The sequence below is a fragment of the Janthinobacterium sp. PSPC3-1 genome (assembly GCF_049896105.1).
In the GTDB taxonomy this organism is placed as follows: domain Bacteria; phylum Pseudomonadota; class Gammaproteobacteria; order Burkholderiales; family Burkholderiaceae_D; genus Janthinobacterium.
Genome location: NZ_JAFCTQ010000009.1, coordinates 102,447 through 128,380, shown reverse-complemented (window position 1 = coordinate 128,380; position 25,934 = coordinate 102,447). Strand labels below are relative to the sequence as shown.

Below are 25,934 nucleotides of genomic sequence, written 5' to 3'. Positions count from 1 at the left end.
TCTCCAGCGATGAAAGGAAGATGCAGTATCGGGCAAGATGACTTATTTGACAAGTTCGGGATCGAGCTGACGCGCCACGCGGAAGCCGACGATATCGTTCGACAGCACGATGGAAAAGCCGTTGCGGATGGCCGAGCGCAGATAGCGCGGGTGGTACAGCCAGGAGCCGCCGCGCAGGATGCGCCGGCTGGTGTCGCCGCCGTCTTCCCAGGCGCTGCCGTCGCATGGCGCGCCGTCGTAGTTGTCGTGCACGATGTCCTGCACCCACTCCCACACATTGCCGTGCATGTCGAACAAGCCCCAGGCATTCGGCGCGAAGGTATTCCTGGCGCTGGTGCCGCCCCGGTACTGGCCGCGCGCGCCGCCGTTGTAGACATACAGGCCGTCGAAATTGGCCTGCTCGGTACTGATGGTGTCGCCCACGTTGAAGGCACCGCGCGTGCCGGCGCGGCAGGCGTATTCCCATTGCGCCTCGCTCGGCAGGCGATACACCTGGCCGGTTTTTTCGCTGAGCCAGGCCAGGTACAGCTGGGCGTCGTTCCAGCTCACGCCGACCACCGGATGCTGCTCGTTCTGCACGAAGCCGGGATTGTCCCAGTCGGTTTCCGCGCCTGCCCGTTCCCAGCCGGTCGCCTTGACGAAGGCGCGCCACTCGCCCACGCTGACCGGGTGGATCGCCAGCGCAAAGCCGCGCTCGATGCCGACCCAGTGCTGCGGCTTTTCGCGCTCCAGCCAGCCCTGCTGCGAGCCGGCCTGCAAGGCGGCCTTGTGTTCTTCGTCGCTCGCGCCCATCTGGAAACGGCCGCTGGGCAGGCATACCAGCTCCGGCCCCTGGCCGGAACCATCGAGAAAATCGTCGCGCAGCAGGCCGGTGGGCGCAGCCACCGGCGCGGGCGGCTGCGCCTCCGGTGTCTCGGTGACGGGTGCCACCGCAGGCGCAGGCGCCGCCGGCGCGGCGGCGCGGCTGGCCTCTTCCTTGCGCGCCCTTTCCTGCTCGGCGCGGTAGGCCGCCTCGGCTTTCGCCTGGATCGCCTTGCGCTGCAGTTGCTGGTGCTCCTGCAGGGCGGTGGCGGCATCGGCTTCGCGCCGCGCGCGCAGCTGGCCGCGCAGCGCTTCCTTGCGCAGCTTGCGCGCCTCTTCCGCTTCGAACTGGCGCTGGGCTTCCTGCTCGCGGCGCAGCTTGTCCTGGCGCTGCTTTTCCAGCGCCGCGGCATGGGCTTCGGCCTTGCGGCGCTGTTCCTGTTCTTCCTCGCGCCGGCGCGCTTCCTCCTTGGCCTGCTCGGCGTCCAGCGCCGCCTGCTTTTGCCGCGCGGCCGCGCGCGCGCGTTCCTGGCGCGCCTGTTCGGCCAGCTCCTCGGGCGATGGCCCGGCCGCCCGTTCCAGCATTTCCAGCAAGGCCAGCACCGATTGCGGGCGCAGTTCCGGCGTCATCGAAAAACCGTTCTGCAGCACCTGCCATTGGGCCGCCTTGAGCGCTTGCGGCGCCGATGGCAGCTGTTCCGCCGTGCGCGCGCCATCGAACGGCATGCGCCCTTCGAGCATCTGGTAGATCATCACCGCCACCGCATACACGTCCAGGCGCGGGCTGGGCTGGCGCTGGTGGGCGCCCGCCTCGGGCGCGCGATAGCCTTCCGTGCCCGCGTTCGGTGTTTCCAGCCCCAGGCTGCTGCCGGCATTGCGCACGCGCGAGGCGATGCCATAGTCGAGCAGCTTGATGTCGCCCTTGCTCGTCAAAAAGACATTGCCCGGCTTGATATCGCGGTGCACCAGCTTGTGCTTTTCCCACGCATACGACAGCGCGTCGGCCACCGGCTGCAGCAGTTCCTGCACCGCGGCCAGCGGCAGCGGCCCCTGGCGGCCCAGATAGTGTTCCAGGTCTTCGCCATCGAGGCATTCCATGATGATGAAGTAGCTCGCGGTGGCCGGGTCCTGCGCCCATTCGTACACGCGCACGATGTTTTCATGCGCCAGTTTGCGCGCCTGCGTCGCCTCCTCGATCAGCAGCCGCGCGTGGGTGGCGCTTTGCGTCAGCTGCGGCGGCAGGATCTTCAGCGCCACCATTTCGCTGCTGCCCAATTCGGCATGCGTGGCCAGGTCGGTGGCCTGCCATACCTGGCCCATGCCGCCGGTGCCGATCAGGCGCTCCAGGCGGTAGCGGCGGTTTTGCGGACCGATCTCCTGGCCCGTCATGAAACCCAGCTCGGTACCCTGGCGTACCGGCGGCGTGCTTGGCGCCGGCGCGGCGCCGGGCGGCGCGTATTCGGCGTCGAGGATGGCGTTCTTGCGGCGTTCGAATTCCTGCTCGCTGAGCAGGCCGTCGTCGTGCAGGGCGCGCAATTCTCGCAGCTTGTCTCGTGCTTTTTGCATCATCTGGCGTACTGGGCTTCCATCAAGGCTGCACTGCCACGCCGCAGGCGGCGCAGAATTTATCTTCCGGATGGCCGGCCCGCAGCGCATGGCCATTGCTGCAGCAGCGCGCCGGCGCGCCGCCGGCAACCGCCTGCGCCACCGCCACGCCCAATTGCGCCTGCGCGCTCAAGCCATGGCTGTGCGCGGCGTTCTGCAAGGCGATCAGGTCCAGCTGCTGGCGCCGTTCGCGCTCGGCCTGCGCCTCGAGATACGCGCGCTCCTGCGCCACGCCCTCTTGCGCCATGCGCATGGCCTGTTCCGGCGCGATGCTGTTCTCGGCCGCCGCCAGCGCCGCCAGCGCGTGGATCTGCTCGGCGCTCATGCCGGCCTGCAGCTGGGTTTTCAGCACCTGCGCCAGCACGGCCGCATTCGGCCCGGCCGCCATCGCCACCTTGCCGGTGTCGCTCAGGGTGCCGATTTTTTCAATCCGGTCGATATCGATGCGCGCCAGTTCGGCCGCATGCGCCTGCTGCGCCACCAGCGCTTCGTAGTCGTTTTTCCAGCGCGCGTAATCGTGTTCGCGCTGCTGCGACATGGCCAGCAAATCACGCTGCCACTGCGCCTCCTGCTCCAGCTGGCGCAGCTGCTGGCGCTGTTCCTCGATCGCCAGCGCGTCGAGCTGCGCAAGGTGCGCCTGCTGGTGCAGCTGGCGCGCATGCACGCCGTCGGCCTCGATCGTGCGCAGCAGTTTTTCCTGCTGGGCGACGGCGTCCTCGCGTGCGCCGCCACGGCGCAGCACGGCCACTTTTTCGGCGATTTCGGCCGCCTGCACCTGCGCCGCCTCGTCCTTGTGCGCCTCGGCGCGCAGCAGTTCGCGCTGGCGCGCCAGCTGCATCTGGTCTTCCCATTCCTGCACCCGCTCCGCTTCGCGCTTGCGCGCGGCGGTGGCCAGCACGGCGCCCTGCCAGGCCGCCTTGTGCTGCTCCGCTTCCAGCTGCGCTTCGCGCTGGGCCGCATCCTGTTCGGTCTTGTGCAGGCGCGCCAGCTGGGCGCGGCGGCCCGCTTCGTCGTCGATCAGCAGCGCGCTTTCCACCTGCTGGGCGATGGCCTGCAAATGCACCTGGTGCGTGAAACGCTGCTGCGCCAGTTGCAGCTGTTCGCGCCCGCTCAGCTGCGACAATTCCAGTTCGCTGCGCATCTTGATGGCCGCCAGCGCGCGCACATGCTGCCATTCGGCCGCCTCATCGGCGTGCGTCGCGCCCTTTTTCGCCAGTTCCTGCTTCAGCTCCTGCAGCGCCACGGCGGCGCCATGGTCAAGCGCCTGGCGCTGCGATTTCGCTTCCAGGATGCGGCCGTACAGGTCGATCTGGCGGCCGCGCAGCGCTTGCAGGCGTTCGGCTTCCTGGTGCGCCAGTTCCGCCTGCCCCACCTTGGCGTCCTGCTGCAGTTCCAGGCGCCGCTGCGCGTGGCGCAGTGTCAATGCTTCGCGCGCGATGCGCTGCAGTTCTTCCTCATCGTAGAGCTGGTCCAGCTGGCGGCCGCGTTCCAACGCCGCCTCGCCGTCGGGCGCCTGCAGGCCGCCCAGCCACAAGGTGCCGATGCAGGTCTCGTCGATGGCCAGCTTGTCGTGGCGCAGCGCCACGGTATCCACGCGCGCCACCGCCAGGCCCGAGGGGGCCAGGCGCTGGGTCAGGGACGATTGCAGGCGCTCGTTGAACTGCGGCCGCAGGTCGGCGTTGGCGTCCATCTCGCGCAGCGCGCGGCTGCCGGTAAATTCCAGCGCGATCTGGCGTACCGAGGGCAGCAGCAAGGCATGCAGATGGGCCAGGGTGACGGCGCCCGGCGCGCGCATGAACTGGCGCGCAAACGCGTCGGGCTGGCCCAGCGCGAGTTCGACCTGGAAGGTGGCGGCGATCTGCAGCTGCTCGGTGCTGGCCAGCGCAGGCAGTTCGAAGGCCAGCGAGAGCGGCGCGGCGCGCGCGATCAGCACTTCGGCCGGACGCGCCGGCAGCAGCTGCGGCAGGCGCGCAAAGAAGGCGGCGCTGTCATAGTCGCCAGCAGGTATCAAGGTGAAAGCGTCCGACTGCACGATCCAGGCGCGCGCCTGCTCGGGCACCTGCAGGCGCTTGCCGGCGCCGCCAAACAGCGACGACAGCTCGCGCACGCCAAAGAACAGGGCCAGCTGATCGTCGGCGAGGCGCCACTGGTTGGCATGCAGCACGGCGTCGTTGCCGGGTGTGCCGAGCGACAGGCCGCATTGCGCGCAATACCCTGCGGCCGCGGCATTCTTGTGTTCGCAACGGGGGCACCGGGCGCCGCCAAAACCAAACAATTGGAACATGTGTGACTCCTGATGATGATGTGATCCGCGCAAGCTGCGACGTCGATTCTAGCAGCAGCGCCGCCAGCGCAGCGCGGCGCGTCAAACGCGCGCGCACTTCCGCCCAGTTGTAAATGATGCCACATGGCAATTAGCTTCATAGGGCAGGATACAGGCCTGTTTCCCCCTCAATTCGAGCGGTGGCCCCGGCCACGCATTTCAGCGCCCGTTTTTTGCCGTTGATGCCGCAAAAATCGCGGCTGGTCGCAAGCGCGTGGCGGCCTGCGGGGCGCATGGCTACAGTACATCCATACCCCACCCGCCAGCCGAAAGGACGCATCATGAAAACCCTGAAAAACGTCGAAGCCATCTTCACCGTCGCCGTCGCCATCGCCTGCTCGGCCAGCTATGTCAGCTTCCTGCAGGCGCCTGCCGCGAAAGCCAACACGGCCCAGTCCGCCAGCGCCATGCATGTCGTGACCGTCACCGCCAAGCGCCTGACGCCGCAGGAAAAGCAGCTGTCGCTGCTGGAGGAACGCCAGGGCCGGGCAGAGAGCCAGCAAGGCAACAGCACCGCCAGCATCCTGTGAGTGGCGCATGACGAGCACCGCGCCCGGCGTTTTCCGGCACGCGCCGGGCCATGCGGATGTATCGCCTGATACACCACCGCACAGCATTGTGTCAGTTGTAATAAGTTAATTCAAAGCCGCAAACAGCGCCGGCAAGTCGCTATAGTCCATTTCACGCAATCACCGAAATGGAGACGCACATGAAACCCATCACCTTCTACGCAGCAGCCATGCTCGCCATCAGCAGCGCGGCCTTCTTGCCAGCGCAAGCCATGGCGCAAAACCAGGTCGGCGTCAGCATTGTCGTCGGCAACGCCCCGCCCCCACCGAGGTTCGAAAGCGTGCCGCAAGCGCGACGCGGCTATGTCTGGGCGCCGGGCTACTGGAACTGGGACGGCCGCCGCCACGTCTGGAACAACGGCGAATGGCTGCGCGAACGCAGCGGCAACCAGTACCGCCGCGCCGAATGGATACAAGAGAACAACCGCTGGCGCCTGAACCGCGGCGGCTGGGTCACCGTGGCGCAGCCGGTGCGCTATGACGAAATCCGCATCGCCCCGCCGCCACCGCGCCGCGAAGCGATACCGCGCGAACGCCGCGGCTATGTATGGGCGCCCGGCCACTGGGAATGGCGCGCCCAGCGCTACGACTGGACCCCCGGCGTCTGGATCGCCGAACGTCCCGGCTACGTCTACACGGCGCCGTCCTGGAACCAGCGCGATGGCCGCTGGCAGATGGAACAAGGCCGCTGGGCACAGCGTGGCCCGAACGGCGACCGTGACCACGACGGCATCCCGAACCGCCACGACAACAACGATGGCCGAGGCCGGGATCATGGCCGGGACAACGACCGCGACGGCGTGCCGAACCGCGATGACCACCGCCCCAACGATCCGCGCCGCTATTGATCGTATTGATCGTTGAGTTGACAACGACAAAGGCCACCGCATGCGGTGGCCTTTGTCATATGCCGGTCATGTTTGTGGCTCATACTCGCGCGACGATCATTTTATCTGTGCGGGACATAATCACGATGGCGATGGAAACTGCCGGTTTTACCTATGGCTCGGACACCTCGGGCCTGGTCTGGGGCTTCCTGTTTGGCCGCCAATCACAGCCGCTGGCGCTGGACTCGGACGCCGCGCTGGCCTGGCTGGCGCCCGGCGCCGTACGCCAGCCGAACGAATTCGTCTGGCTGCATTTCAATCTGTCGCACGCGGCCAGCGAAAAATGGCTGCATGCGCACACCCGGCTGGCCGACGAATTCTATGAAACCCTGCACCAGGGTTCGCGCTCGACGCGCATCGAACAGGCGGAAAATACCCTGATCGCGGTGGTCAACGACGTGGTGCACAATTTCAGCTTCGAGGCATCCGATATTTCCACCATGTGGGCCAGCGTGGCGCAGGACCTGGTGATCACGGCGCGCCGCGCGCCGTTGCAGTCGATCGAGCGGCTGCGCCAGGCCGTGATCAAGAATCACGAGCCGATACGCTCGTCGGTGGAATTGCTGGTGCATCTGCTGCGCGACCAGGCCGATGTGCTGGTCAATATCGTGCGCGACGCCGTGGCCAGGGTAGACGATATCGAAGACCATCTGCTGGCCGGGCGGCTGGTGCCCAAGCGCGAAGACCTGGGCGCCATGCGGCGCGTGCTGGTGCGGCTGCAGCGCCTGCTGGCGCCCGAGCCGGCCGCCCTGTTCCGCTTGCTGCAACGGCCGCCGTCATGGGTGCAGGAACTCGACAGCCTGGAACTGCGCCAGTCGACCGAGGAATTTTCGGTGGTGCTGAGCGACATGTCCTCGCTGCAGGAACGCATCAAGCTGCTGCAGGAGGAAATCGCCGCGCGTGTGAATGAAGAGAATGGCCGCAGCCTGTATGTGCTGACCATCGTCACGGTGCTGGCCCTGCCGATCAATATCATCGCCGGCATGCTGGGCATGAACGTGGGCGGCATCCCGCTGGCCCAGCACCCGCACGGCTTTGCCATCATCGTCGCCATTATCCTGACCTTTACGGTGGTGGCGGGATGGCTGGTGGTGCGGATGCAGAAGAACAGCTAAGAGCCTATCCCAGTAGTGAGCGTCTTCTGCTTGCAGCTCATCAGGAGCGCGGACAAGGCGCGAGGAGGCCGCATGGCGAGCCATGCAACGACGAGCAACGCAGTCCCCGCTTCTGAGGGGCGCCAGCAGGGGGCGTATTCATCTACTGGGATAGGCTCTAAGGGATCAACGGTGGAATTCGCCGGCCCGTTCCGGCTGGTACAGCAGTTCCTCGATGGTGACCTTGACCACGCCGCCCGGCATCGGCCAGGCCATGCTGTCGCCGACCGACAGTCCCAGCAATGCGCTGCCGACCGGGGCCAGCACCGAGATGCGGTCAGGCTGGCCATCGACGTCTTTCGGATAGACCAGGGTCAGGCGAAATTCCTCCTTGTTCTCGACCGTGAAGCGCACGGTCGAATTCATGGTCACCACGGTGGGCGGAATTTCCTGCGGTTCGAGCACGTCGGCACGGCCCAGCTCTTCGAGCAAGGCGGCCTTGTCGGGTGACAGATTATTTCCCAATGCATACAACAATGTTTCCAGTCGTTCCAGGTCCTGTGACGACAAAATGATTTTTGGTTTTTTTTCCAAGATATCCTCGCTGATGAATATAAAGGTGGCGGCCGGCTTGAAGCGGCAACAAAGGCCTCGATTATCAGCGCGATTATGGACGAACTTGACAGCCGAGGCCAGAGCGTTTGGCGGTTTTTCTTTAAAATTTATTAAAATCAAGGAGTTATCGAGAAATAACAGTAAAAACCGGGAAAGCCGAGCCGAATATCTCGTTGCCACGAAGAATTTTATGTTGCCATGCGCCTCGATCAAGCTTTTTGAAAAGCAGCCTCGGCAACAAAAAAACAGGCGGACCCAGGATAAGATTAAAATTTGACATTCTTTATTAATATAAAGATACTCCACATATTTTTGTCGCAGCGACAAAAAAATTACGGCCTGCGCTGTACTTTCCTGGCGCGAAATGACAAGATGCCGGCCTTCACGACACGTTGAGCGTTCCGGCGCACAGCGGTTTTTACCAGACTGGAACCTAAAGTATGGCAGGGCAAGGCAGGATCACACGGGGCCACGCGGCATGAGGCCGTCCGGGGTGGGTGACAACATGATGGCGAGCCCGTCGCTGCCATCGGCAAAAATGCGCGGCGACCGCGTGGCCAGGTTCAATCTGCTGGCCGCGGCCGCGCTGATGATGGTGACCGGCGTGATGCTGGTGCTGTTCCAGCTCCATGCGCTGCAGGGCGCACTCGGGCGCAGCCTGCAAGTCCATGCGGCCATGCTGGCCACGCCGGTGGCCGACGCACTGCGCCGGCAAGACCGCCTGGCGGCCGAACAGTTGCTGGCGCCGCTGGCGGGGGCGCCCGCCATCGAGCAGGCGCTGGTTTACACGCCCTACGGCCTGCCCTTTGCCCGCTTTGCCCGCAGCGGCAACGATATTGCACCGGCGGCGCCCGTCCACGGCATGCACTTTGCCTGGGGTGACGGCAATGCCACCCTGCTGGCCAGGCTGCCCGATGGCGGCGCCCTGCTGCTGCGTTCCAGCCTGGCCCCGCTGTACCGCAGCCTGATGCAGTCGGCCACCTTCACGGCGCTGGTCAGCCTGTTTGCCTTTTGCGTCGCGGTGCTGATGGTGCGCCGCACGCGCCGCGCCGCGCAGCAGGCGGAAAATCACCTGCATTACCTGGCGCACGTCGATTCCGTCACCGAGCTGCCGAACCGGCATGAATTCAACGAGGCGATGGCCTATGCGCTGGCGCGCGCCGACCGCCAGGACAGCAGCGTGGGCCTGCTGCTGCTGGACCTGGACAACTTCAAGATCGTCAACGACACCCTGGGCCACCATTGCGGCGACCACCTGCTCAAGCTGGTCGCCCGGCGCCTGGTGGCGGTGCTGCGCATTACCGATGTCATCTGCCGCATCGGCGGCGATGAATTCGTCGTCATCGTCGAGCCGGCCGATGACGCCTCCGAAATGGCCAGCGTGGCGCGCAAGATCCTGGCCGTGCTGGCCGAGCCGTTCGCGCTAGACGGCCACCAGCTGCATGTCAGCGCCAGCATCGGCGTCAGCCTGTATCCGTTCGACGCGCGCGACGTGGCGACCCTGACCCGCAACGCCGACACCGCCATGTACCACGCCAAGCACCAGGGCAAGAACCGCTACGCCGTGTTCAAGGCGGACATGGAGCTGCGCGCCCAGCGCCGCCTGCGCGTGGAGGCGAACCTGCGCCGCGCGCTGCAGGACCAGGAACTGTACCTGCACTACCAGCCGCAGGTCGATCTGCGCAGCGGCCGCATCGTCGGCGTCGAAGCGCTGCTGCGCTGGAACTGCCGCGAGCTGGGCCCCATGAACCCCGCCGAATTCATCGCCGTGGCCGAGGAAAGCGGCGTGATCGTCGAACTGGGGCGCTGGGTGCTGCACACCGCCTGCCGCCAGGCGGCCACCTGGTGCAAGGCCGGCCTGCTCGATTCACTGGAACACGTGGCCGTCAACCTGTCGGCCAGCCAGGTGCGCGAACCGGGCCTGATGGACGATATTCGCGCCATCCTGCACGAAACGCAGCTGCCGCGCGGCTTGCTGGAACTGGAAATCACGGAAGGCGTGATGATGGACGATGTGCCGGCCAACGTGGAACTGATGCGGCGCCTGCAGGAAACGGGGATACACCTGTCGATCGACGATTTCGGCACCGGCTACTCGTCGATGTCCTATCTGAAGCGCTTGCCGATCGACCAGTTGAAGATCGACCGCAGTTTCGTGCACGACCTGCCCGGCGAAGGCGAAGCGATCGTCACGGCCATTATCGCGATGGCGCACAGCCTGAAGTTGAAAGTGGTGGCCGAAGGCGTGGAAACGCCGCAGCAGGTGGAATTCCTGCGCCGCGCCGGCTGCGACAACGTGCAGGGATTCTATTTTGCGCGGCCGATGACGGCGGCGCAGCTCACAGCCCTGCTGCTCGAGCGCAGGGACTGGAGCAGCAGGACGGTGATGACGGTTTGATGGTGGAGCCAACAATGGTGTCGGATTAGGCCGAAGGCCGTAATCCGACAACATCACGCCAATTTGGCCGAATGCTCGCGCGTGGCGTGGAATTTCAGTTTCGGCCAGCGCTCTTCCGTCAGACGCAGATTCACGCCCGACGTCGCCAGGTAGGCCATGTTGCCGGCCGCGTCGTAGGCCACGTTGTGACCGAGCGCATTCTCGAAATCCTGCAGGATGCGCTTGTCGTCGCAGCTGACCCAGCGCGCGCTGCTGATGCTGGTGCCTTCGAACACGGCGTCGACACCGTATTCGTTCAGCAAACGGCTGGCCACCACTTCGAACTGCAGCACGCCGACCGCGCCCAGCACCAGTTCACCGCCCTGCACCGGCTTGAAGACCTGCACCGCGCCCTCTTCGCCCAGCTGTTGCAAGCCCTTGTGCAGCTGCTTGATCTTCAGCGGATTACGGATGCGCACCGAGCGGAAGAAGTCCGGCGCAAAGTACGGGATGCCGGTAAAGGTCAGCAGCTCGCCTTCCGAAAAACTGTCGCCGATCTGCATGTTGCCGTGGTTCGGCAGGCCGATGATGTCGCCCGCGTACGCCTCTTCCACCTGTTCGCGCGAGGAGGCCATGAAGGTCACCACGTTCGACACCTTGATCTCGCGGCCCAGGCGCAAGTGCTTGACCTTCATGCCGCGCTCGAAACGCCCCGAGCACACGCGCAGGAAGGCGATGCGGTCGCGGTGGGCCGGGTCCATATTGGCCTGGATCTTGAACACGAAGCCGGTAAACGGCTGCTCGGCCGGCGCCACCGAACGCACGGTGGCGTCACGCTCGCGCGGTGCCGGCGCCCAGTCGACCAGCGCCGACAGAATCTCGCGCACGCCGAAGTTGTTGATGGCCGAACCGAAGAACACCGGCGTCTGCACGCCGGACAAAAACTCTTCCAGGTTGAACGGATTCGAGGCGCCATGCACCAGCTCCACTTCCATGCGCAGCTGGTCCATCTCGAGCGGGAACATCTCCTGCAGGCGCGGGTTGTCGATGCCCTTGATGATCTCGAAGGCGCCGTCGGCCTTTTCCTCGCCGGCCTTGAACAGCATGATCTCGTCGTTCAGCAAGTGATACACGCCGCGGAAGTTCTTGCCCATGCCGATCGGCCAGGTAACGGGCGCGCACTGGATCTTCAGCACCGATTCGAGTTCGTCGAGCAGGTCCAGCGGATCGCGCGTCTCGCGGTCCATCTTGTTCATGAAGGTGACGATCGGCGTATTGCGCATGCGGCACACGGCCAGCAGCTTGATCGTCTGCGCTTCCACGCCCTTGGCCGCATCGATCACCATCAGCGCCGAGTCGACCGCCGTCAGCACGCGGTAGGTGTCTTCCGAGAAGTCCTGGTGGCCGGGGGTGTCGAGCAGGTTCACCACGTGGTCGCGGAACTCGAACTGCATCACGGACGAGGCCACGGAAATGCCGCGCTGCTTCTCGATCTCCATCCAGTCGGACGTTGCATGGCGGCCCGATTTGCGGGCTTTCACGGTACCGGCCATCTGGATCGCGCCCGAGAACAGCAGCAGTTTTTCGGTCAGCGTGGTCTTGCCGGCATCGGGGTGGGAAATGATGCCGAAGGTGCGGCGGCGCTGCACTTCGCGCGCGATCACGGCCGGCGCCTTGCTGCTCGCGGCAGCGGCTGCGGACGGCTCCGCGCCGGCCTCGATGTCGGTGGAATCGGGGGTGTTGATGTCGTTCTCGTTGGCCATATTGGTGACCATGATATGGCCCTCGCAAAAAACCCTCGATTTTACAGAAGGAACGCCCTTCCGTGTGAACTGTTCCACTCTGGCAGACGGCAAATACTGGCGCCGCGTCAAGTGAGATCAGCCGGGCGCCATATTGCATGGCATTAATTAAAGCCAGCGCTATCACAAAATGTCACACAATGTCGCAAGCATGACGGTCAACAGAACGGTCGTAGGACTGGGACTACAAAGCAACCTCAATTGAGACTACAAAGTGGCGACTGCTAATCTTATGTTCGCCAATTACATACGCCCTTAAAGTAGCTACATCGCGATCTGCACTGTGCGGTGGGAAAAATACCCTCCTCCACGACGTAGCCGACGCACTCCGATGTAAAAAAGCCTGCGAGGAAGAATATGAACCACACTCAACTGAACGCCCCGGTCCAAAAGAACCAGATGCTGCCACACGCCATGCCTGCGGCCGGACGCGAGATCAAGCTTGGGTCGCGGATCAGCCTGAGCAGCGCGCAACAGAATGAACTGCTGGGCGCCCTGCCACGCGCCGCGCTCGAATCGCTGTTCGAGCACCTGGAACTGGTGGAACTGCCTTTCGGCAAAGAATTGTACGCCTACGGCAACTGCCTGGAATATACGTATTTCCCGACCACCGCCATCGTCTCGCTGCTGTACGTGATGGAAGACGGCGCCACCACCGAGATCGCCGTGGTCGGCCATGAAGGCGTGGTCGGCGTGTCGCTGGTGGCCGGTGAACGCGCCATGTGCACGGCAGTCGTGCAAAGCGCCGGCTACGGCTACCGTCTGAAGACGCAAAGCCTGCGGGAAGCCTTCAACCAGGGCGGCGCCCTGCCCCAGCTGCTGATGCGCTACACCAATGCCCTGTTCGCCCAGATGGCGCAGAACGCCGTTGGCGGCCGTCACAGCTCGATCGAACAGAAGCTGTGCCGCTGGTTGCTGGACCGCCTGGACCGCTCCCCATCGAACGAATTGAAGGTGACCCAGGAACTGATCTCGATCATGCTGGGTGTGCGCCGCGAAAGCATTACGGCCGCCGCCGGCAAGCTGCAGGATGAAGGCCTGATCCACTATCGCCGCGGCAATATCACGGTGCTGGACCGCGCTGGCCTGGAAGACTACGCCGGCGAATGCTACAAGGTCGCCAAGACCGAATACGACCGCCTGCTGCGCGACGTCGCCCGCTGCTGATCACGGCAGCTCCACCAGTTACAAAAATGGCCGGACATGCTTGCATGCCCGGCCATTTTCTTTTGTAGTACCCGGTTTGATCCTTACGCTTCGATCTCGTCCGGCTCCGGCGTCAAGGGCAGCGGTATCAGGGCTTCCACGCAGGTGCCCTTGCCTTGCGGGCCGGGCTTGACGGTCAGGCTGCCACCGAGCAGCAAGGCCCGTTCGCGCATGCCCAGCAAGCCGTGCGACATCGGTTTTTGCAGCGCATCTTCGGTAATGCCAATGCCATCGTCGAGCACGCGCAGCACCAGCCCCGTTTCATTGCGCTTCAGGCTGACGCTGACGGTGCCGGCCTTGGCGTATTTCAGGATATTCGTCAGCGACTCCTGCACGATGCGGAACAGCGCGATGGTCAGGGTGGCTTCGCGGTTGTCGATATGGATGGCGACGTCGGTATCGCAGCGAACCGAGCTCATGCGCGCGAAATCCTCGCAATAGCTCTCGATGGCGGCGCACAGGCCCAGGTTGTCCAGCAGGCTGGGGCGCAGATCTTCGACGATGCGGCGTTTCAGCTCCACCGTTTCGAGCAGGGTGGCCTTGGCGTGGCGCAGTTGCGCGGCCAGTTCGGGGTGGGACTGCGCCAGTTGCTGCGTGACGGCGCCCAGGTCCATGCTGATCGAGGTCAGGTTGGCGCCTAGCTCATCGTGCAACTCGCGCGCCAGCCGCGCCTTTTCCACTTCGTTAACACTGATCAAATGACGCGACAGCACGGATAGCTGTTCGGTGCGCCTGGCCACCGTCGACTCCAGTGTGTCATTGGCGTTTTTCAGCGCGAACTCAACCGCCGCGCGGTTCTGGAAGCTGCGTCGCACCAGCTGATAAAACATGATCAGCACCAGGATCGCCAGGCCGTTGATGCCAATCCCCAGCAACACGGCTTTCTGGTATTCACGGTAAAAGGCGGCGCTGCCGGCCGCCAGCGCTTCGTTCTGCTCGCGCACCATGATCACCACCTGCAGGCGGATTTCGTCCATGGTGGCACGCTCGTCGCTGACCCTGGCGATATTGACGATATCTGCCAGGCCGCCCTGCTTGTAGACATTGATGGTCTCGTCGAGGGTCATCATCTTGCGGCGTATCAAGGTCTTGAGCTGGGCCAGGTTTTTCAGCTGGCTGGGGCTGCCCTGCAGCAGGATTGCCAGGCCCTTCAACTCATTGTCGATTTCGGCGGTGGCGGTGCGGGACGGCCCCAGGTAGGAGTCGGCATCGGAAATGAAATAGCCGCGCAAGCTGCTTTCGGCATCGAGCACCAGCACGTTCAGGTATTGCAGGCGGTCAGCCACCTTGGCGCTCTGGGCCAGCAAGGCATTCGTGCTCTTCAGGGTTTCGAGGTTGTGGGACAGGCTGAAACCATTGAGCACCAGCAACAAGGCGCAGGTGACACAAAGGATGGTCTTGTACAGAGGCAGGCGATGATACGGCGCCGGTTCGACGGTGAAATACATCCTGGTGTGCATCCTTGGCAAGGTTCAGCGCGGCAGAGAACGCCAGCGCCGGCCAATTATACCCCCGCTACAACGTGCCGCCCCGCACGCTATCTGGCCTGCCGGCAAGCAGAAGGAACTCCGGGGCGTGATCGTCCCACCTGCATCAATCGAGCAGATTGTTCTTCATGGCGTAATAAGTAAGGTCGCTATTCGATTGCAAACCCATCTTTTCCATGATGCGGGTGCGGTAGGTACTCACCGTCTTGATGCTCAACGACAGCGCCACGCCGATATCGGACACGGTGGCGCCGCGCGCCAGGCGCAGGAAGACCTGGAACTCGCGGTCCGACAACTCCGTGTGCAGGGCCGCGTTGGTGTCGCGGTCGAACGACTGCGCCAGCAGCTCGCCCACGGTCGAACTGACATAGCGCCGTCCCTGGTAGACGGTACGTACGGCCGTCATCAGTTCGTCGGCTTCGCATTCCTTGTTCAGATAGCCATTGGCACCCATCTTGAACAGGTTCAGCGCGTATTGCTGGGCCGGATAGCCGCTCAGTATCAGCACCGGCAATTCCGGCTGGCCCTGGCGGATCGTGCGCAGGGTATCGATGCCGCTCTGGTCGGGCATGGCGATATCGAGCAGCAATACATCACATATTTCGCGGCGGGCGATATCGAGCGCTTCACGCCCGGTACCGGCTTCCGCCACCACATTAAAATCGTCAGACGATGAAAAAATCTGCTTGAATCCGGCTCGTACTATTTGGTGATCATCACAAATGGCAACGCGTATCATTGTTTCCCCTTAAATTTTCCTGGCTTGGGAAAGACTACCGGCGCCTCATGGCGCCAGTTCAGCGTCACTAACAAAAACGCAACTAGAGCATTATATGTAAAATGCGCACGGCGCACCTTACAAGGCGTGCGTAACACCATTTTAGTCAAAAAAACAGCGTTATCAAACAACCCCACCCATATTGGTCCTACTCCTGTTTTAGCAAGGCGAGTATCGCAAATAATTCGCCGCGTATCCAGTCGCGGTCCAGCGGCGCTTCCTGGGGCGGCGGCGGCGCGGCGTCCGGCACAGCACCCACGCCGGTTTCGATCTCGATGCCGGGCGCCGCATGCAGGCCGCCACGGCTGTCGAGCTTGTTTCGCGCACCGCTGATGGTAAAGCCCTGTTCGTACAGCAGCTCGCGGATACGCCGTATCAGCAGCACTTCGTGGTGCTGGTAATAGCGGCGGTTGCCGCGCCGTTTCACGGGCTTGAGCTGGGAGAACTCCTGTTCCCAGTAACGCAGCACATGGGGCTTGACGCCGCACAGCTCGCTCACCTCGCCGATCGTGAAATAGCGCTTGGCCGGTATCGGCGGCAAGGCGATCAACTCGGTCTTACTGATGCGCTCGTTCATCGGCATTCACTCAGGCGGCACGGGCCAGCGGACTGGTCTCTTCGACCATGCTTTTCAGCTTCTGGCTGGCATGGAAGGTCACCACGCGGCGCGCCGTGATGGGAATTTCTTCGCCGGTCTTCGGGTTGCGGCCCGGGCGCTGCGGCTTGTCGCGCAGCTGGAAATTGCCGAAGCCGGACAGCTTGACGGCTTCGCCGCGCTCGAGCGCATTGCGGATCTCGTCAAAGAAGGTCTCGACCATGTCTTTCGCTTCGCGCTTGTTCAGGCCGACCTGTTCGAACAGCAGTTCGGCCAGTTCCGCCTTGGTCAAGGTGGGTAGATCTTTTTCCGCTTCCTGGCGCACTTTGGCAACCAGCATGGCCCGGTGCAAATCGGCGGCCAATGCGGACTGCAGTACGGCGGAATCAACGTCGCTGTTATTAATTTTCCTGCCCTGCCTTTTCTGTGCGCCCGCGTGCCAGATGACACGCATGGGACAATCTCGTTGGACGACAAAGAGGCCAGCGCATGGCGCCGGCCCGAATTTGCCGCTATTTTTTACTGCTCTTACGAACGCAGTTTCGCGTCGTGGCCCTGCTTTGCCGCCTCGATCAGCACGGTCATCAGGCCGTCGACCACATCGTCTTGCAGGGTGTTTTGAGTATCTTGCAAGCTAATCCGGAAAGCAAGGCTTTTTTCATCCGCTTCCAACCCTTTTCCACGATATTCATCAAATAAAACAATGGCTTGCACGATACGCGCCGCCGGGCTGGCCTTCGCCGCCGCGTGGAAGGTGTCGAGCAGATCCTGCGCCGCCACCGTCTGCTTGACGAGTACCGCCAGGTCGCGGCTGGCGCCAGGAAACTTGGAAATTTCCGCGTACACGGGCACCACGCGCTGCGTCAGGGCCTCGGCATCGACTTCGAACAGCACCGGCGCTTGCGGCAGGTCATATTTCTGCATCCAGCGCGGGTGAATTTCGCCGATAAAGCCGATCACCTTGCCGTCGAGTTCCACGTTGGCCGAACGGCCCGGATGCAGCGCCGGATGTTCCGCCTTGGTGAAACGCAGCACCTGCGGCGCGAACAGCGCTTCCAGGTCGGCTTTCACGTCGAAGAAGTCGACCGTGCGCGCCGGCTGGCCCCATTGCTCGTCGGCCACCGGACCGTAGGCCATGGCGGCCACCCGTTTTGGCTGGGCGTAGCCGGCCACCGACAGGGCGCCGTTCTGCACCGCTTCATCGCGCTGGTAGATGGCGCCCACTTCGAAGATGCGCACGCGGCCCGTCTTGCGGTTCAGGTTGTAGCGCACATTGGCGATCAGGCTGCCGATCAGGGAGGAGCGCATCACGCTCATCTGGCTGGCGATCGGGTTCTGCAATGTGATCGGCTTGGTATTGCCCGAGAAATCGCGCTCCCATGCGCTGTCGACAAAGCTCATGTTGACCACTTCCTGGAAGCCCAGGTCGGCCAGTTCATGGCGTACGGCAAACAGCGAACGCGTGTTTTCCGGCGCAATCTGCATCACGTTAGCCGCCACCGGCGGCAGGGTCGGGATGTTTTCGAAGCCGTATACGCGCGCCACTTCCTCGATCAGGTCTTCCTCGATCTCGATGTCGAAACGGTAGCTGGGCGAGGTCACGGAAAATACGCCGTCCGCCAGCGTGAACGGCAGCGCCAGGCGGGTGAAGATATCGGCGACCAGCTCGTCGGTGAGCGGCACGCCGATCACTTTTTGCGCGCGCGCCGTACGCATCGATACCGGCGTGCGTTGCGGCAGGTTCACCACATGGTCATCGACCGGGCCGACGGTGGTGGCTGGCGTGCCGCAGATTTCCACGATCAGGGCCGTGATGCGTTCGATATGCTCGGCGGTGGTGGCGAAATCGACGCCGCGCTCGAAGCGGTGGGCCGCATCGGTCGAGAAATTCAAACGGCGCGCACGGCCCTGGATGGCGTTCGGCCACCAGAAGGCCGCTTCCAGATAGATGCTGTCGGTATCGTCCGAGACCGAGCTGGCGTCGCCGCCCATGATGCCGGCCAGCGATTCGATTTCCTGCTCGTCGGCAATGACGCCGATCCACTCGTCGACGGCCACCGTGTTGCCGTTCAACAGTTTCACCGATTCACCGGCCTTGCCCCAGCGAATATCCAGGCTGCCATGGATCTTGGCCAGGTCAAACACGTGGCTGGGACGGCCCAGTTCCAGCATGACATAGTTCGAGATATCGACCAGGGCCGACAGCGGACGCTGGCCGCTGCGCTCGAGGCGCTGCTTCATCCAGTCCGGCGTGGCGGCCCTGGCGTTCAGGCCGCGGATCACCCGGCCCGTGAAACGGCCGCACAAGTCCGGCGCGCTGACTTTGACAGGCAATACTTCGTCGCTCGACACGGGAACGGCGCTGAACTGGGGTACATTCAATGGCACGCCGGTCAGGGCCGACACTTCGCGCGCCACGCCCAGCACCGACAGGCAGTCGGCCTTGTTCGGCGTCAGCTTGATGGTGAATTTCAGGTCGTTGAGGGCGTAGTAATCGCGGAAGTTTTGGCCGATCGGCGCATCGTCCGGCAATTCCATCAGGCCGGCGTTTTCTTCCGACAATTTCAATTCGCGCGCCGAGCACAGCATGCCTTGCGACTCGACGCCGCGCAGCTGGCCGACCTTGATCTCGAACGGCTTGCCGTCGCTGCCGGGCGGCAGCACGGCGCCGGCCTGGGCACACACCACGCGCAGGCCCGGGCGCACATTCGGCGCGCCGCAGACGATGGTCAGCATGGTGCCGGTGCCGACATCGACCTTGCACACGTTCAGGCGGTCGGCGTTCGGATGTTTCTCCATCTCCAGGACCAGGCCCACCACCACGTTCGAGAACGGAGGCGCGACGGGATCGACGTCCTCGACTTCCAGACCGGACATGGTCAACAGATGGGCCAGTTCGTCCGAAGTCATCTTCGGATCGACCATGGTACGGAGCCAGTTTTCGGAAAATTGCATAATCAAGCCTTCAAAGGGTAATAGCGCGAGCACGACGCAGCATGCTCAAGCGCCGTTTGGTGGCGCAACCGGGTATTAAAATAACTCGTTTGCAGCGTCGAATAAAATGTTCAGGGCTAGGCGTCTTGCCGAAGACAGTACGAATGTACGGCGAGGCAAGGCAACAACGCCATGGACTTTTTATTCGATGCTGCTAGTTGAATTGCTTCAGGAAACGCAGGTCGCCTTCATAGAACAGGCGCAGGTCGTTGATGCCGTAACGCAGCATCGTCAAACGTTCCAGGCCGGAGCCGAAAGCAAAGCCGATGAATTTCTCAGGGTCCAGGCCGAAGTTCTTCACCACGGTCGGATGCACCTGGCCGGCGCCCGACACTTCCAGCCAGCGGCCTTTCAGCGGGCCCGAACCGAAGGCGATATCGATCTCGGCCGACGGTTCCGTAAACGGGAAGTACGAGGGACGGAAGCGCACTTGCAGGTCGTCGGTCTCGAAGAAGGCTTTCACGAAATTCAGGTACACGCCCTTCAGGTCGGCAAAGCTGATGTCTTCGGCGATCCACAGGCCTTCGACCTGGTGGAACATCGGCGAGTGGGTGGCGTCGCTGTCGACGCGATAGGTGCGGCCCGGCGCGATGACCTTGATCGGCGGCGTATGCGTGCGCGCATAGCGCACCTGCATCGGGCTGGTGTGCGTGCGCAGCAGCAGCGGCTTGCCGTCGGTGTCGTTGCCGTCGATATAGAACGTGTCTTGCATGGAACGGGCCGGGTGGTTTTCCGGGCTGTTGAGCGCCGTGAAATTGGTCCAGTCATTTTCGATTTCGGGGCCGTCGGCCACGTCGAAACCGATCGAGCGGAAGATTTCCTCGACCCGCTCCCAGCTGCGCATCACGGGATGGATGCCGCCCGGCATGCGGCCACGGCCTGGCATGGTGACGTCGATCGCTTCGGCGTTCAAGCGGCCTTGCATCTGTGCATCGGCCAGTGCATCACGGCGCGCCGTCAGCGCGTCTTCGATCTGCACCTTGACGGCGTTGATCAAGGCGCCTTGCGCCTTGCGCGCGTCCGGGTCGAGCTTGCCCAGGCCCTTCATCATTTCGGTAATCTGGCCGGTCTTGCCCAAATAGCGGGCCTTGGCGTTTTCAAGTGCGGCAGCGTCTGCGGCGGCGATAAAGTCAGCCTGGGCCGAGACGACGAGTTCTTCTAGGGAGTTCATGCGGCTTTTCCTGTTTTGGAAATCAATCCTGGATTGGTAGTTCAGAACCCAACAATCAAAAACGGAAACGGGGCACAAGGTGGTTGTACACCCCTGCCCCGCTCTTTATGACGTCACCCTACGGATGACGCTTTGCAATCGTCGATGCTTACGCAGCGATTTTTGCTTTGACCGCGTTGACAATCGCAGCGAATGCTGGCTTGTCCATCACAGCCATATCGGCCAGGACTTTACGGTCCAGTTCGATATTTGCTTTTTTCAGACCGTTCATGAATACGCTGTACGTCACGCCATGCTCACGGGAAGCGGCGTTGATACGGGCGATCCACAGGCGGCGGAAAACGCGTTTCTTGTTGCGGCGATCGCGGTAAGCGTATTGGCCAGCGCGCATGACTGCTTGCTTGGCAACACGGTATACACGGCTGCGGCGACCACGGTAGCCTTTAGCTTGAACAAGAATCTTCTTATGACGGGCACGAGCTGTAACCCCACGTTTTACTCTAGGCATAGTAACTCCTTAAATTGAGTGTGAGATTAAGCAGTCGGCATCATGCGCATGACGGACGTGACATCCGATGCGTTGATGTTACGGGTACCGCGCAACTGACGTTTGTTTTTGGTGGTTTTCTTGGTCAGGATGTGGCGTTTGAACGCGTGACCCGACTTGACTGTTCCACCTGGACGCACGCGAAAACGTTTTTTCGCGGAGCTTTTGGTCTTCATTTTAGGCATAGCAATCTGTCCTCTTACGGACAGCTCCATTTATAACAGGATTGCAGGTGGCAACACGACGCTGCGCTTAGATGCCTGCTTTCACATGTTGTGCAGCGGATGCGAGTCCACTACAGTTTGAGCGGCCCGGACATCGCTGGCCGGGCCGCTCAAAATTCTGCCTGGAACCGAATTTTGCACCAAGCCTGGCGCATTGACATCGATCCACAGTAAAGCGCTATTGTAACTTACTTTTTCTTCTTCGGCGAAAGGACCATGATCATCTGGCGCCCTTCCATCTTCGGAAACTGCTCGACCTGGCCAAACGGCTCCAGATCGGCCTTCAGACGCTCCAGCATGCGGAAGCCAATATCCTGGTGCGCCATCTCGCGACCGCGGAAACGCAAGGTGATCTTGGTCTTGTCGCCGTCTTCGAGGAACTTGATGAGATTACGCAACTTGATATTGTAGTCACCATCATCAGTCCCCGGACGGAATTTGACTTCCTTCACGAGGATGATCTTTTGCTTCAATTTCGCTTCGTGAGCCTTCTTCTGCTCCGAATACTTAAATTTGCCGTAGTCCATCAAACGGCACACCGGTGGCTGCGCGGTAGGCGCAATTTCCACCAGGTCGACGTTTGCCTCTTCCGCCAGGCGGAAGGCTTCAGCCAAACTTACGATACCGAGTGGCTCGTTATCGACCCCGCTTAAACGCATTTCAGGGGCAGTGATTTCGCCATTGATGCGATGTGACTTGTCAGTAGCTATTGTAATTTCCTTTAAAAATCTGATAAGACGGTCGTGCAGCGAGTTTCCTCGTCAGGCCTTGGTGTCGACTTCATGTTTGAGTCGCTCTATCAGGGCATCGACGGACATGACGCCCAGATCGACATTACCCCGCGCCCGCACGGCCACTGTATTGGCATCCCGCTCTTTGTCGCCAATTACTAAGATGTAAGGCAATTTTTGTACGGAATGTTCACGTATTTTATAGGTAATCTTCTCGTTACGCAAATCAGCCTGTACGCGGATGCCCGCTTTGCGTAGTTTTGTGGCCACTTCCTGCACATAATCGGCTTGCGCATCGGAAATATTCAACACCGACACCTGCATCGGCGCCAGCCACAATGGCATCGCGCCCGCATAGTGTTCGATCAGGATGCCGATGAAACGTTCCAGCGAACCGACGATCGCGCGGTGCAGCATGATGGGAACCTGGCGCGTGTTGTCGATCGCCACATATTCGGCACCCAGGCGGCCCGGCATCGACGGATCGATCTGCACCGTGCCGACCTGCCATGCGCGACCCAGGCTATCCTTCAGATGATATTCGATCTTCGGACCGTAAAACGCGCCCTCGCCCGGCAATTCCGTCCATTCCACGCCACAGGCGCGCAGGGCCGAACGCAGCGACTCTTCCGCCTTGTCCCACGATTCTTCGGTGCCAATGCGGCTGTCCGGACGCAAGGCCAGCTTGACGTCGATATTGGTAAAGCCGAAGGCCGTGTAGACATCCATCGCCTGCTGGTGGAAGGCCGTCACTTCGCCGGCGATCTGCTCTTCGGTACAGAAAATATGGCCGTCGTCCTGCGTAAAGCCGCGCACGCGCATCATGCCGTGCAAGGCGCCCGAGGGCTCGTTGCGGTGGCACTGGCCGAACTCGCCGTAGCGCAGCGGCAGGTCGCGGTAGCTGCGCATGCTGTTGTTGTAGATCTGCACGTGACCGGGGCAGTTCATCGGTTTCAGCGCATACGAGCGATTCTCCGACTCGGTAATGAACATGTTTTCGCGGTAGTTGTCCCAGTGGCCGGTTTTTTCCCACAGGCCACGGTCGAGAATCTGCGGCGCTTTCACTTCCTGGTAGCCGTTCACCTGGTAGACATTGCGCATGTATTGCTCGACCTGCTGCCAGATCGACCAGCCTTTCGGGTGCCAGAAGATCAGGCCCGGCGCTTCTTCCTGGAAATGGAAGAAATCGAGCTGCTTGCCCAGTTTGCGGTGATCGCGTTTTTCCGCCTCTTCCAGGTTATGCAGGTACAGCTCCTGGTCTTCCTTCTTGGCCCAGGCGGTGCCGTACACGCGCTGCAGCATTTCGTTTTTCGAGTCGCCGCGCCAGTAGGCGCCAGCCAGCTTCATCAGCTTGAAGACTTTCAGCTTGCCCGTTGACGGCACGTGCGGGCCGCGGCACAGATCGGTGAACGCGCCTTCCGAATACAGCGACACTTCCTGGTCGGCCGGAATCGCGGCGATCAGTTCGGCTTTATAGGCTTCGCCGATGCTGGCGAAATACTCGATGGCCTCGTCGCGCGCGACGACCTTGCGCGTGACGCGCTCATCCTTCTTGGCCAGCTCCGTCATTTTCTTTTCGATCGCCACCAGGTCTTCCGGCGTGAACGGACGCTTGTAGGCGAAGTCATAGTAAAAGCCGTTGTCGATCACCGGGCCGATGGTGACCTGTGCATCAGGGAACAATTCCTTGACGGCATGCGCCAGCAGGTGGGCCGTCGAATGGCGGATCACGTCCAGGCCATCGGCGTCCTTGTCGGTGATGATGGCCAGTTCGGCGTCCTGCTCGATCAGGTACGACGTATCGACCAGCTTGCCGTCGACCTTGCCGGCCAGCGCGGCCTTGGCCAGACCCGTACCAATATTGGCCGCAACCTGGGCCACGGTGACCGGGCCGTCAAATTGACGGGCGGAACCATCGGGAAGTCGGATTGTAAGCATATTGATCTCCATGTCGGCGCTGGCGCCAGGTAAAACTGCAATGTGTGTGTGAATGAAATACTGAAAGGAAAACGCAGACGCAAAAAAACGCGGACTAGCCGCGTTTTTCACTTTTTCAGGACAAAGGAAACCCGTTCGACTAGCGTCACTCCCAAAGCTTGGTAGTAGTTCGCGGTGTCATAACCGGTGACCCTTTCTTGATTACTGCATTCTGGTGGGCGGTGAGGAATTCGAATCCCCGACCCCTTGGATGTCGACCAAGTATTCTAACCAGCTGAACTAACCGCCCGTAAAACTTTTTTATCGATCACCTACTGCGTGATCACCTGCTAAAACCATCTACTGCAAAATTCTGGTGGGCGGTGAGGAATTCGAATCCCCGACCCCTTGGATGTCGACCAAGTATTCTAACCAGCTGAACTAACCGCCCCGAAGACCAGCATTATAGAGAGGCTTTCCCGGAATGACAAGGGCTGTTTTACAGGAAACTTTAACATTTCCCGGGCGTCAGCGATTTTGGCCGGCGGCGTCACGATCAGCAGGCAATGCCGTTAAAATCGCCCCATGAACTCTTCCTTGTCATCGACCTTGTTAACCTGGCTCAAAACCCTGAGCCGCATCTGCGGTTTTGAAACCGCCGACTCGTTTCCACCCGGCCACCCCTATGCGCGCACGCATTGGGATGCGGCGTATTTCGATATCGCCTCCGACGTCAAGCCGGACGAGATCGAACGGCGCCTGTGTGCGGCGATCAGCAATACGCCCAGCGTGTTTGCGTATATCACCAATCCCACGCCGCGCATGCAGCGCGCCCTGCTGAACATGATCCATGACCGCCTGCGCCGCCAACCCGGCGCGGGCGCCACCGACCTGGTGCTGCTGCTGATCCACGCCTACGACAGCCCGCATATCATGGAAGCCGTGCCGGGCCTGCGCGCGCTGATCCGCGACACCGAGCATGAAGCGACCAATCCGCGGGTGCACGCGATACTGGAACTGCTGATCGGCACGCCGCGCGGCATCGATGTGATCGATATGCCGACTTAACGGTGGTTGCTGGGAAAGTAGCGTGTACGCAAGCGCATGAACGGCGTTTCCACCAGTTGATACAACAGCCAGCCGGTGACGATGCTGACGGCAATCATGATCAGCACCGCCGGCAAGCCGTCCGGCGCATGGCCGTAGTCCTGCAAGACAGGGCTGAGCAAGATGCACAGCTGCTTGTGCAGCAAATAAATCGCATACGACCACAGGGCGAGGCTGGCCGCGCCCGGCACACGCCATTGATACAGCGCACTGCCCGGACTCATGGCCGCGATCAGCAGCAAGCTGAAGCTGATGGCTAACGCCGGATAGCCCAGCACCGTGACCCAGTAATCGAAGTGATGGTGAAAGAACAGCGTCAGCATTAACGCCGCGCCCGCCAGGCCGGCCAGCAGGGTGCGGTTGCCATGCGAGGTTATGCGCGACCAGGCGGCCGGATGATGATTCTTCAATAGCGCCAGCGCCACGCCGGCCACCAGTTCGTCGAAGCGGCACCATGACGCATAATAGATATATTTGTAGTAGCCCATGCCGCCGCGCGGCACTTGCACATATTCATCCCACAAATAGGCGCGCACCAGCATGCCGGCCGCGAAGCTGGCGGCGACCGCGATCCAGGCCCACAGCAGGGACTTGCGGCAGGCGGCGATCGCCAGCGCCACGGCCGGCAGCAGCACATAGAACTGCTCTTCCACGCATAGCGACCAGGCATGCGAAAAGGCCGTGCCCGGCGTCAGGTTGATATTCTGCGTAAAAGTCAAAAACTTCCAGAGCGGCAGCAGCGCGTAGTCGCCGCGAAACGCGGGCCACAGATAATACAGTGCCAGCACAAAGTAAAAATTGGGCAAGGTACGCAGGAAGCGGCGCGCATAGAAATGCGGCAGCGAAAAGCCCTGCTTGCTCCGCAGCGCCGCAAAGATCTGGTTGCCGATCAGATAGCCGCTGAGGGCAAAAAACAGGTCGACGCCGGTCCAGCCTATCTGACCCCAGAAACCGAACACCCCAGGTGCAACAAACAATTCGTAATGATTGGTAAACACCAGCACGATGGCCAGCGCGCGCAGGGTGTCGAGGCCGTACAGGCGGGGCGTCAGAGAGGAACTGGTCATGGGCAACGGCGGTGAAAGCAGGCAATGGCGCCGATCA

At 62.0% G+C, this 25,934-nt stretch carries 21 protein-coding genes and 2 tRNA genes; 6 read left to right on the top strand and 17 right to left on the bottom strand.

Annotated features, from left to right (window positions below; all coding sequences use genetic code 11):
• Positions 1-42: 42 nt before the first annotated feature.
• Both ACP7B7_RS12235 and ACP7B7_RS12230 read right to left on the bottom strand, forming a co-directional pair.
• Positions 43-2,370, bottom strand: a complete 2,328-nt coding sequence (locus ACP7B7_RS12235; RefSeq protein ID WP_426076841.1) for an SUMF1/EgtB/PvdO family nonheme iron enzyme — start codon at positions 2,368-2,370, stop codon at positions 43-45.
• Between the two features lie 19 nt (positions 2,371-2,389).
• Complete coding sequence (locus ACP7B7_RS12230; RefSeq protein WP_426076840.1) at positions 2,390-4,690, bottom strand: hypothetical protein; 2,301 nt, start codon at positions 4,688-4,690, stop codon at positions 2,390-2,392.
• A gap of 320 nt (positions 4,691-5,010) precedes the next feature.
• Between ACP7B7_RS12230 and ACP7B7_RS12225 the strand changes: the two genes are divergently transcribed.
• From ACP7B7_RS12225 to ACP7B7_RS12215, 3 genes are all read left to right on the top strand, one after another.
• Entirely contained in the window at positions 5,011-5,259 is a 249-nt protein-coding gene (locus ACP7B7_RS12225; RefSeq protein ID WP_426076838.1) for a hypothetical protein, read from the top strand.
• A 179-nt stretch (positions 5,260-5,438) separates the two neighbouring features.
• Positions 5,439-6,146 carry a hypothetical protein gene (locus ACP7B7_RS12220; RefSeq protein ID WP_426076837.1) on the top strand — a complete coding sequence of 236 codons (708 nt, stop codon included), beginning with the start codon at positions 5,439-5,441 and terminating at the stop codon, positions 6,144-6,146.
• A gap of 125 nt (positions 6,147-6,271) precedes the next feature.
• Positions 6,272-7,300 (top strand): transporter, encoded by a 1,029-nt coding sequence (locus ACP7B7_RS12215; RefSeq protein ID WP_426076836.1) that lies wholly within the window; start codon positions 6,272-6,274, stop codon positions 7,298-7,300.
• A 165-nt stretch (positions 7,301-7,465) separates the two neighbouring features.
• Here ACP7B7_RS12215 and rnk read toward each other — a convergent pair whose 3' ends face one another.
• Positions 7,466-7,873 carry a nucleoside diphosphate kinase regulator gene (rnk, locus tag ACP7B7_RS12210; protein ID WP_308921793.1) on the bottom strand — a complete coding sequence of 136 codons (408 nt, stop codon included), beginning with the start codon at positions 7,871-7,873 and terminating at the stop codon, positions 7,466-7,468.
• 526 nt (positions 7,874-8,399) lie between these two features.
• Here rnk and ACP7B7_RS12205 point away from each other — a divergent pair.
• Positions 8,400-10,292, top strand: a complete 1,893-nt coding sequence (locus tag ACP7B7_RS12205) for a putative bifunctional diguanylate cyclase/phosphodiesterase (RefSeq protein ID WP_426076835.1) — start codon at positions 8,400-8,402, stop codon at positions 10,290-10,292.
• Between the two features lie 53 nt (positions 10,293-10,345).
• Here the strand turns inward: ACP7B7_RS12205 and ACP7B7_RS12200 are convergent, their stop codons facing one another.
• Complete coding sequence (locus ACP7B7_RS12200) at positions 10,346-12,034, bottom strand: peptide chain release factor 3 (protein WP_308925788.1); 1,689 nt, start codon at positions 12,032-12,034, stop codon at positions 10,346-10,348.
• Between the two features lie 396 nt (positions 12,035-12,430).
• Between ACP7B7_RS12200 and ACP7B7_RS12195 the strand changes: the two genes are divergently transcribed.
• Complete coding sequence (locus ACP7B7_RS12195) at positions 12,431-13,240, top strand: Crp/Fnr family transcriptional regulator (protein WP_065309213.1); 810 nt, start codon at positions 12,431-12,433, stop codon at positions 13,238-13,240.
• 83 nt (positions 13,241-13,323) lie between these two features.
• On the opposite strand, the gene ACP7B7_RS12190 is transcribed toward ACP7B7_RS12195, so the two are convergent.
• The 12 genes from ACP7B7_RS12190 to ACP7B7_RS12135 all read right to left on the bottom strand — a co-directional run bounded on the left by ACP7B7_RS12190 (position 13,324) and on the right by ACP7B7_RS12135 (position 24,174).
• Complete coding sequence (locus tag ACP7B7_RS12190) at positions 13,324-14,727, bottom strand: sensor histidine kinase (RefSeq protein WP_308921796.1); 1,404 nt, start codon at positions 14,725-14,727, stop codon at positions 13,324-13,326.
• Positions 14,728-14,872: 145 nt separating this feature from the next.
• The gene (locus tag ACP7B7_RS12185) at positions 14,873-15,505 is read right to left on the bottom strand and encodes a response regulator (protein ID WP_065309215.1); all 633 of its coding nucleotides are present in this window, start codon (positions 15,503-15,505) and stop codon (positions 14,873-14,875) included.
• Between the two features lie 187 nt (positions 15,506-15,692).
• Positions 15,693-16,121: a MerR family transcriptional regulator gene (locus tag ACP7B7_RS12180; protein WP_308921797.1), complete on the bottom strand. Its 429-nt coding sequence runs from the start codon at positions 16,119-16,121 to the stop codon at positions 15,693-15,695.
• A gap of 10 nt (positions 16,122-16,131) precedes the next feature.
• Positions 16,132-16,479 (bottom strand): integration host factor subunit alpha, encoded by a 348-nt coding sequence (locus tag ACP7B7_RS12175; protein ID WP_010399205.1) that lies wholly within the window; start codon positions 16,477-16,479, stop codon positions 16,132-16,134.
• A gap of 188 nt (positions 16,480-16,667) precedes the next feature.
• A complete protein-coding gene (gene pheT, locus ACP7B7_RS12170) occupies positions 16,668-19,094 on the bottom strand; it encodes a phenylalanine--tRNA ligase subunit beta (protein WP_426076834.1) in 2,427 nt (808 codons plus the stop codon).
• Between the two features lie 193 nt (positions 19,095-19,287).
• Complete coding sequence (gene pheS, locus ACP7B7_RS12165) at positions 19,288-20,304, bottom strand: phenylalanine--tRNA ligase subunit alpha (RefSeq protein WP_308921799.1); 1,017 nt, start codon at positions 20,302-20,304, stop codon at positions 19,288-19,290.
• A gap of 148 nt (positions 20,305-20,452) precedes the next feature.
• Positions 20,453-20,812, bottom strand: coding sequence for a 50S ribosomal protein L20 (rplT, locus tag ACP7B7_RS12160; RefSeq protein ID WP_010399214.1), 360 nt, complete (start codon positions 20,810-20,812; stop codon positions 20,453-20,455).
• Positions 20,813-20,838: 26 nt separating this feature from the next.
• Positions 20,839-21,036, bottom strand: coding sequence for a 50S ribosomal protein L35 (gene rpmI / locus ACP7B7_RS12155; RefSeq protein WP_038493025.1), 198 nt, complete (start codon positions 21,034-21,036; stop codon positions 20,839-20,841).
• Between the two features lie 227 nt (positions 21,037-21,263).
• A complete protein-coding gene (infC, locus tag ACP7B7_RS12150; RefSeq protein ID WP_254926743.1) occupies positions 21,264-21,809 on the bottom strand; it encodes a translation initiation factor IF-3 in 546 nt (181 codons plus the stop codon).
• Between the two features lie 27 nt (positions 21,810-21,836).
• Positions 21,837-23,744 (bottom strand): threonine--tRNA ligase, encoded by a 1,908-nt coding sequence (gene thrS, locus ACP7B7_RS12145; RefSeq protein WP_308921800.1) that lies wholly within the window; start codon positions 23,742-23,744, stop codon positions 21,837-21,839.
• A 212-nt stretch (positions 23,745-23,956) separates the two neighbouring features.
• Positions 23,957-24,033, bottom strand: a tRNA-Val gene (locus ACP7B7_RS12140).
• 64 nt (positions 24,034-24,097) lie between these two features.
• Positions 24,098-24,174, bottom strand: a tRNA-Val gene (locus ACP7B7_RS12135).
• Between the two features lie 134 nt (positions 24,175-24,308).
• Here ACP7B7_RS12135 and ACP7B7_RS12130 point away from each other — a divergent pair.
• On the top strand, positions 24,309-24,791 hold the full coding sequence (locus ACP7B7_RS12130) for a hypothetical protein (RefSeq protein WP_426076833.1): 483 nt from the start codon (positions 24,309-24,311) through the stop codon (positions 24,789-24,791).
• Here ACP7B7_RS12130 and ACP7B7_RS12125 read toward each other — a convergent pair.
• Positions 24,788-25,897, bottom strand: coding sequence for an acyltransferase family protein (locus tag ACP7B7_RS12125; protein ID WP_426076832.1), 1,110 nt, complete (start codon positions 25,895-25,897; stop codon positions 24,788-24,790). The two genes, ACP7B7_RS12130 and ACP7B7_RS12125, sit on opposite strands and share 4 nt — an antisense overlap.
• Between the last annotated feature and the right edge of the window lie 37 nt (positions 25,898-25,934).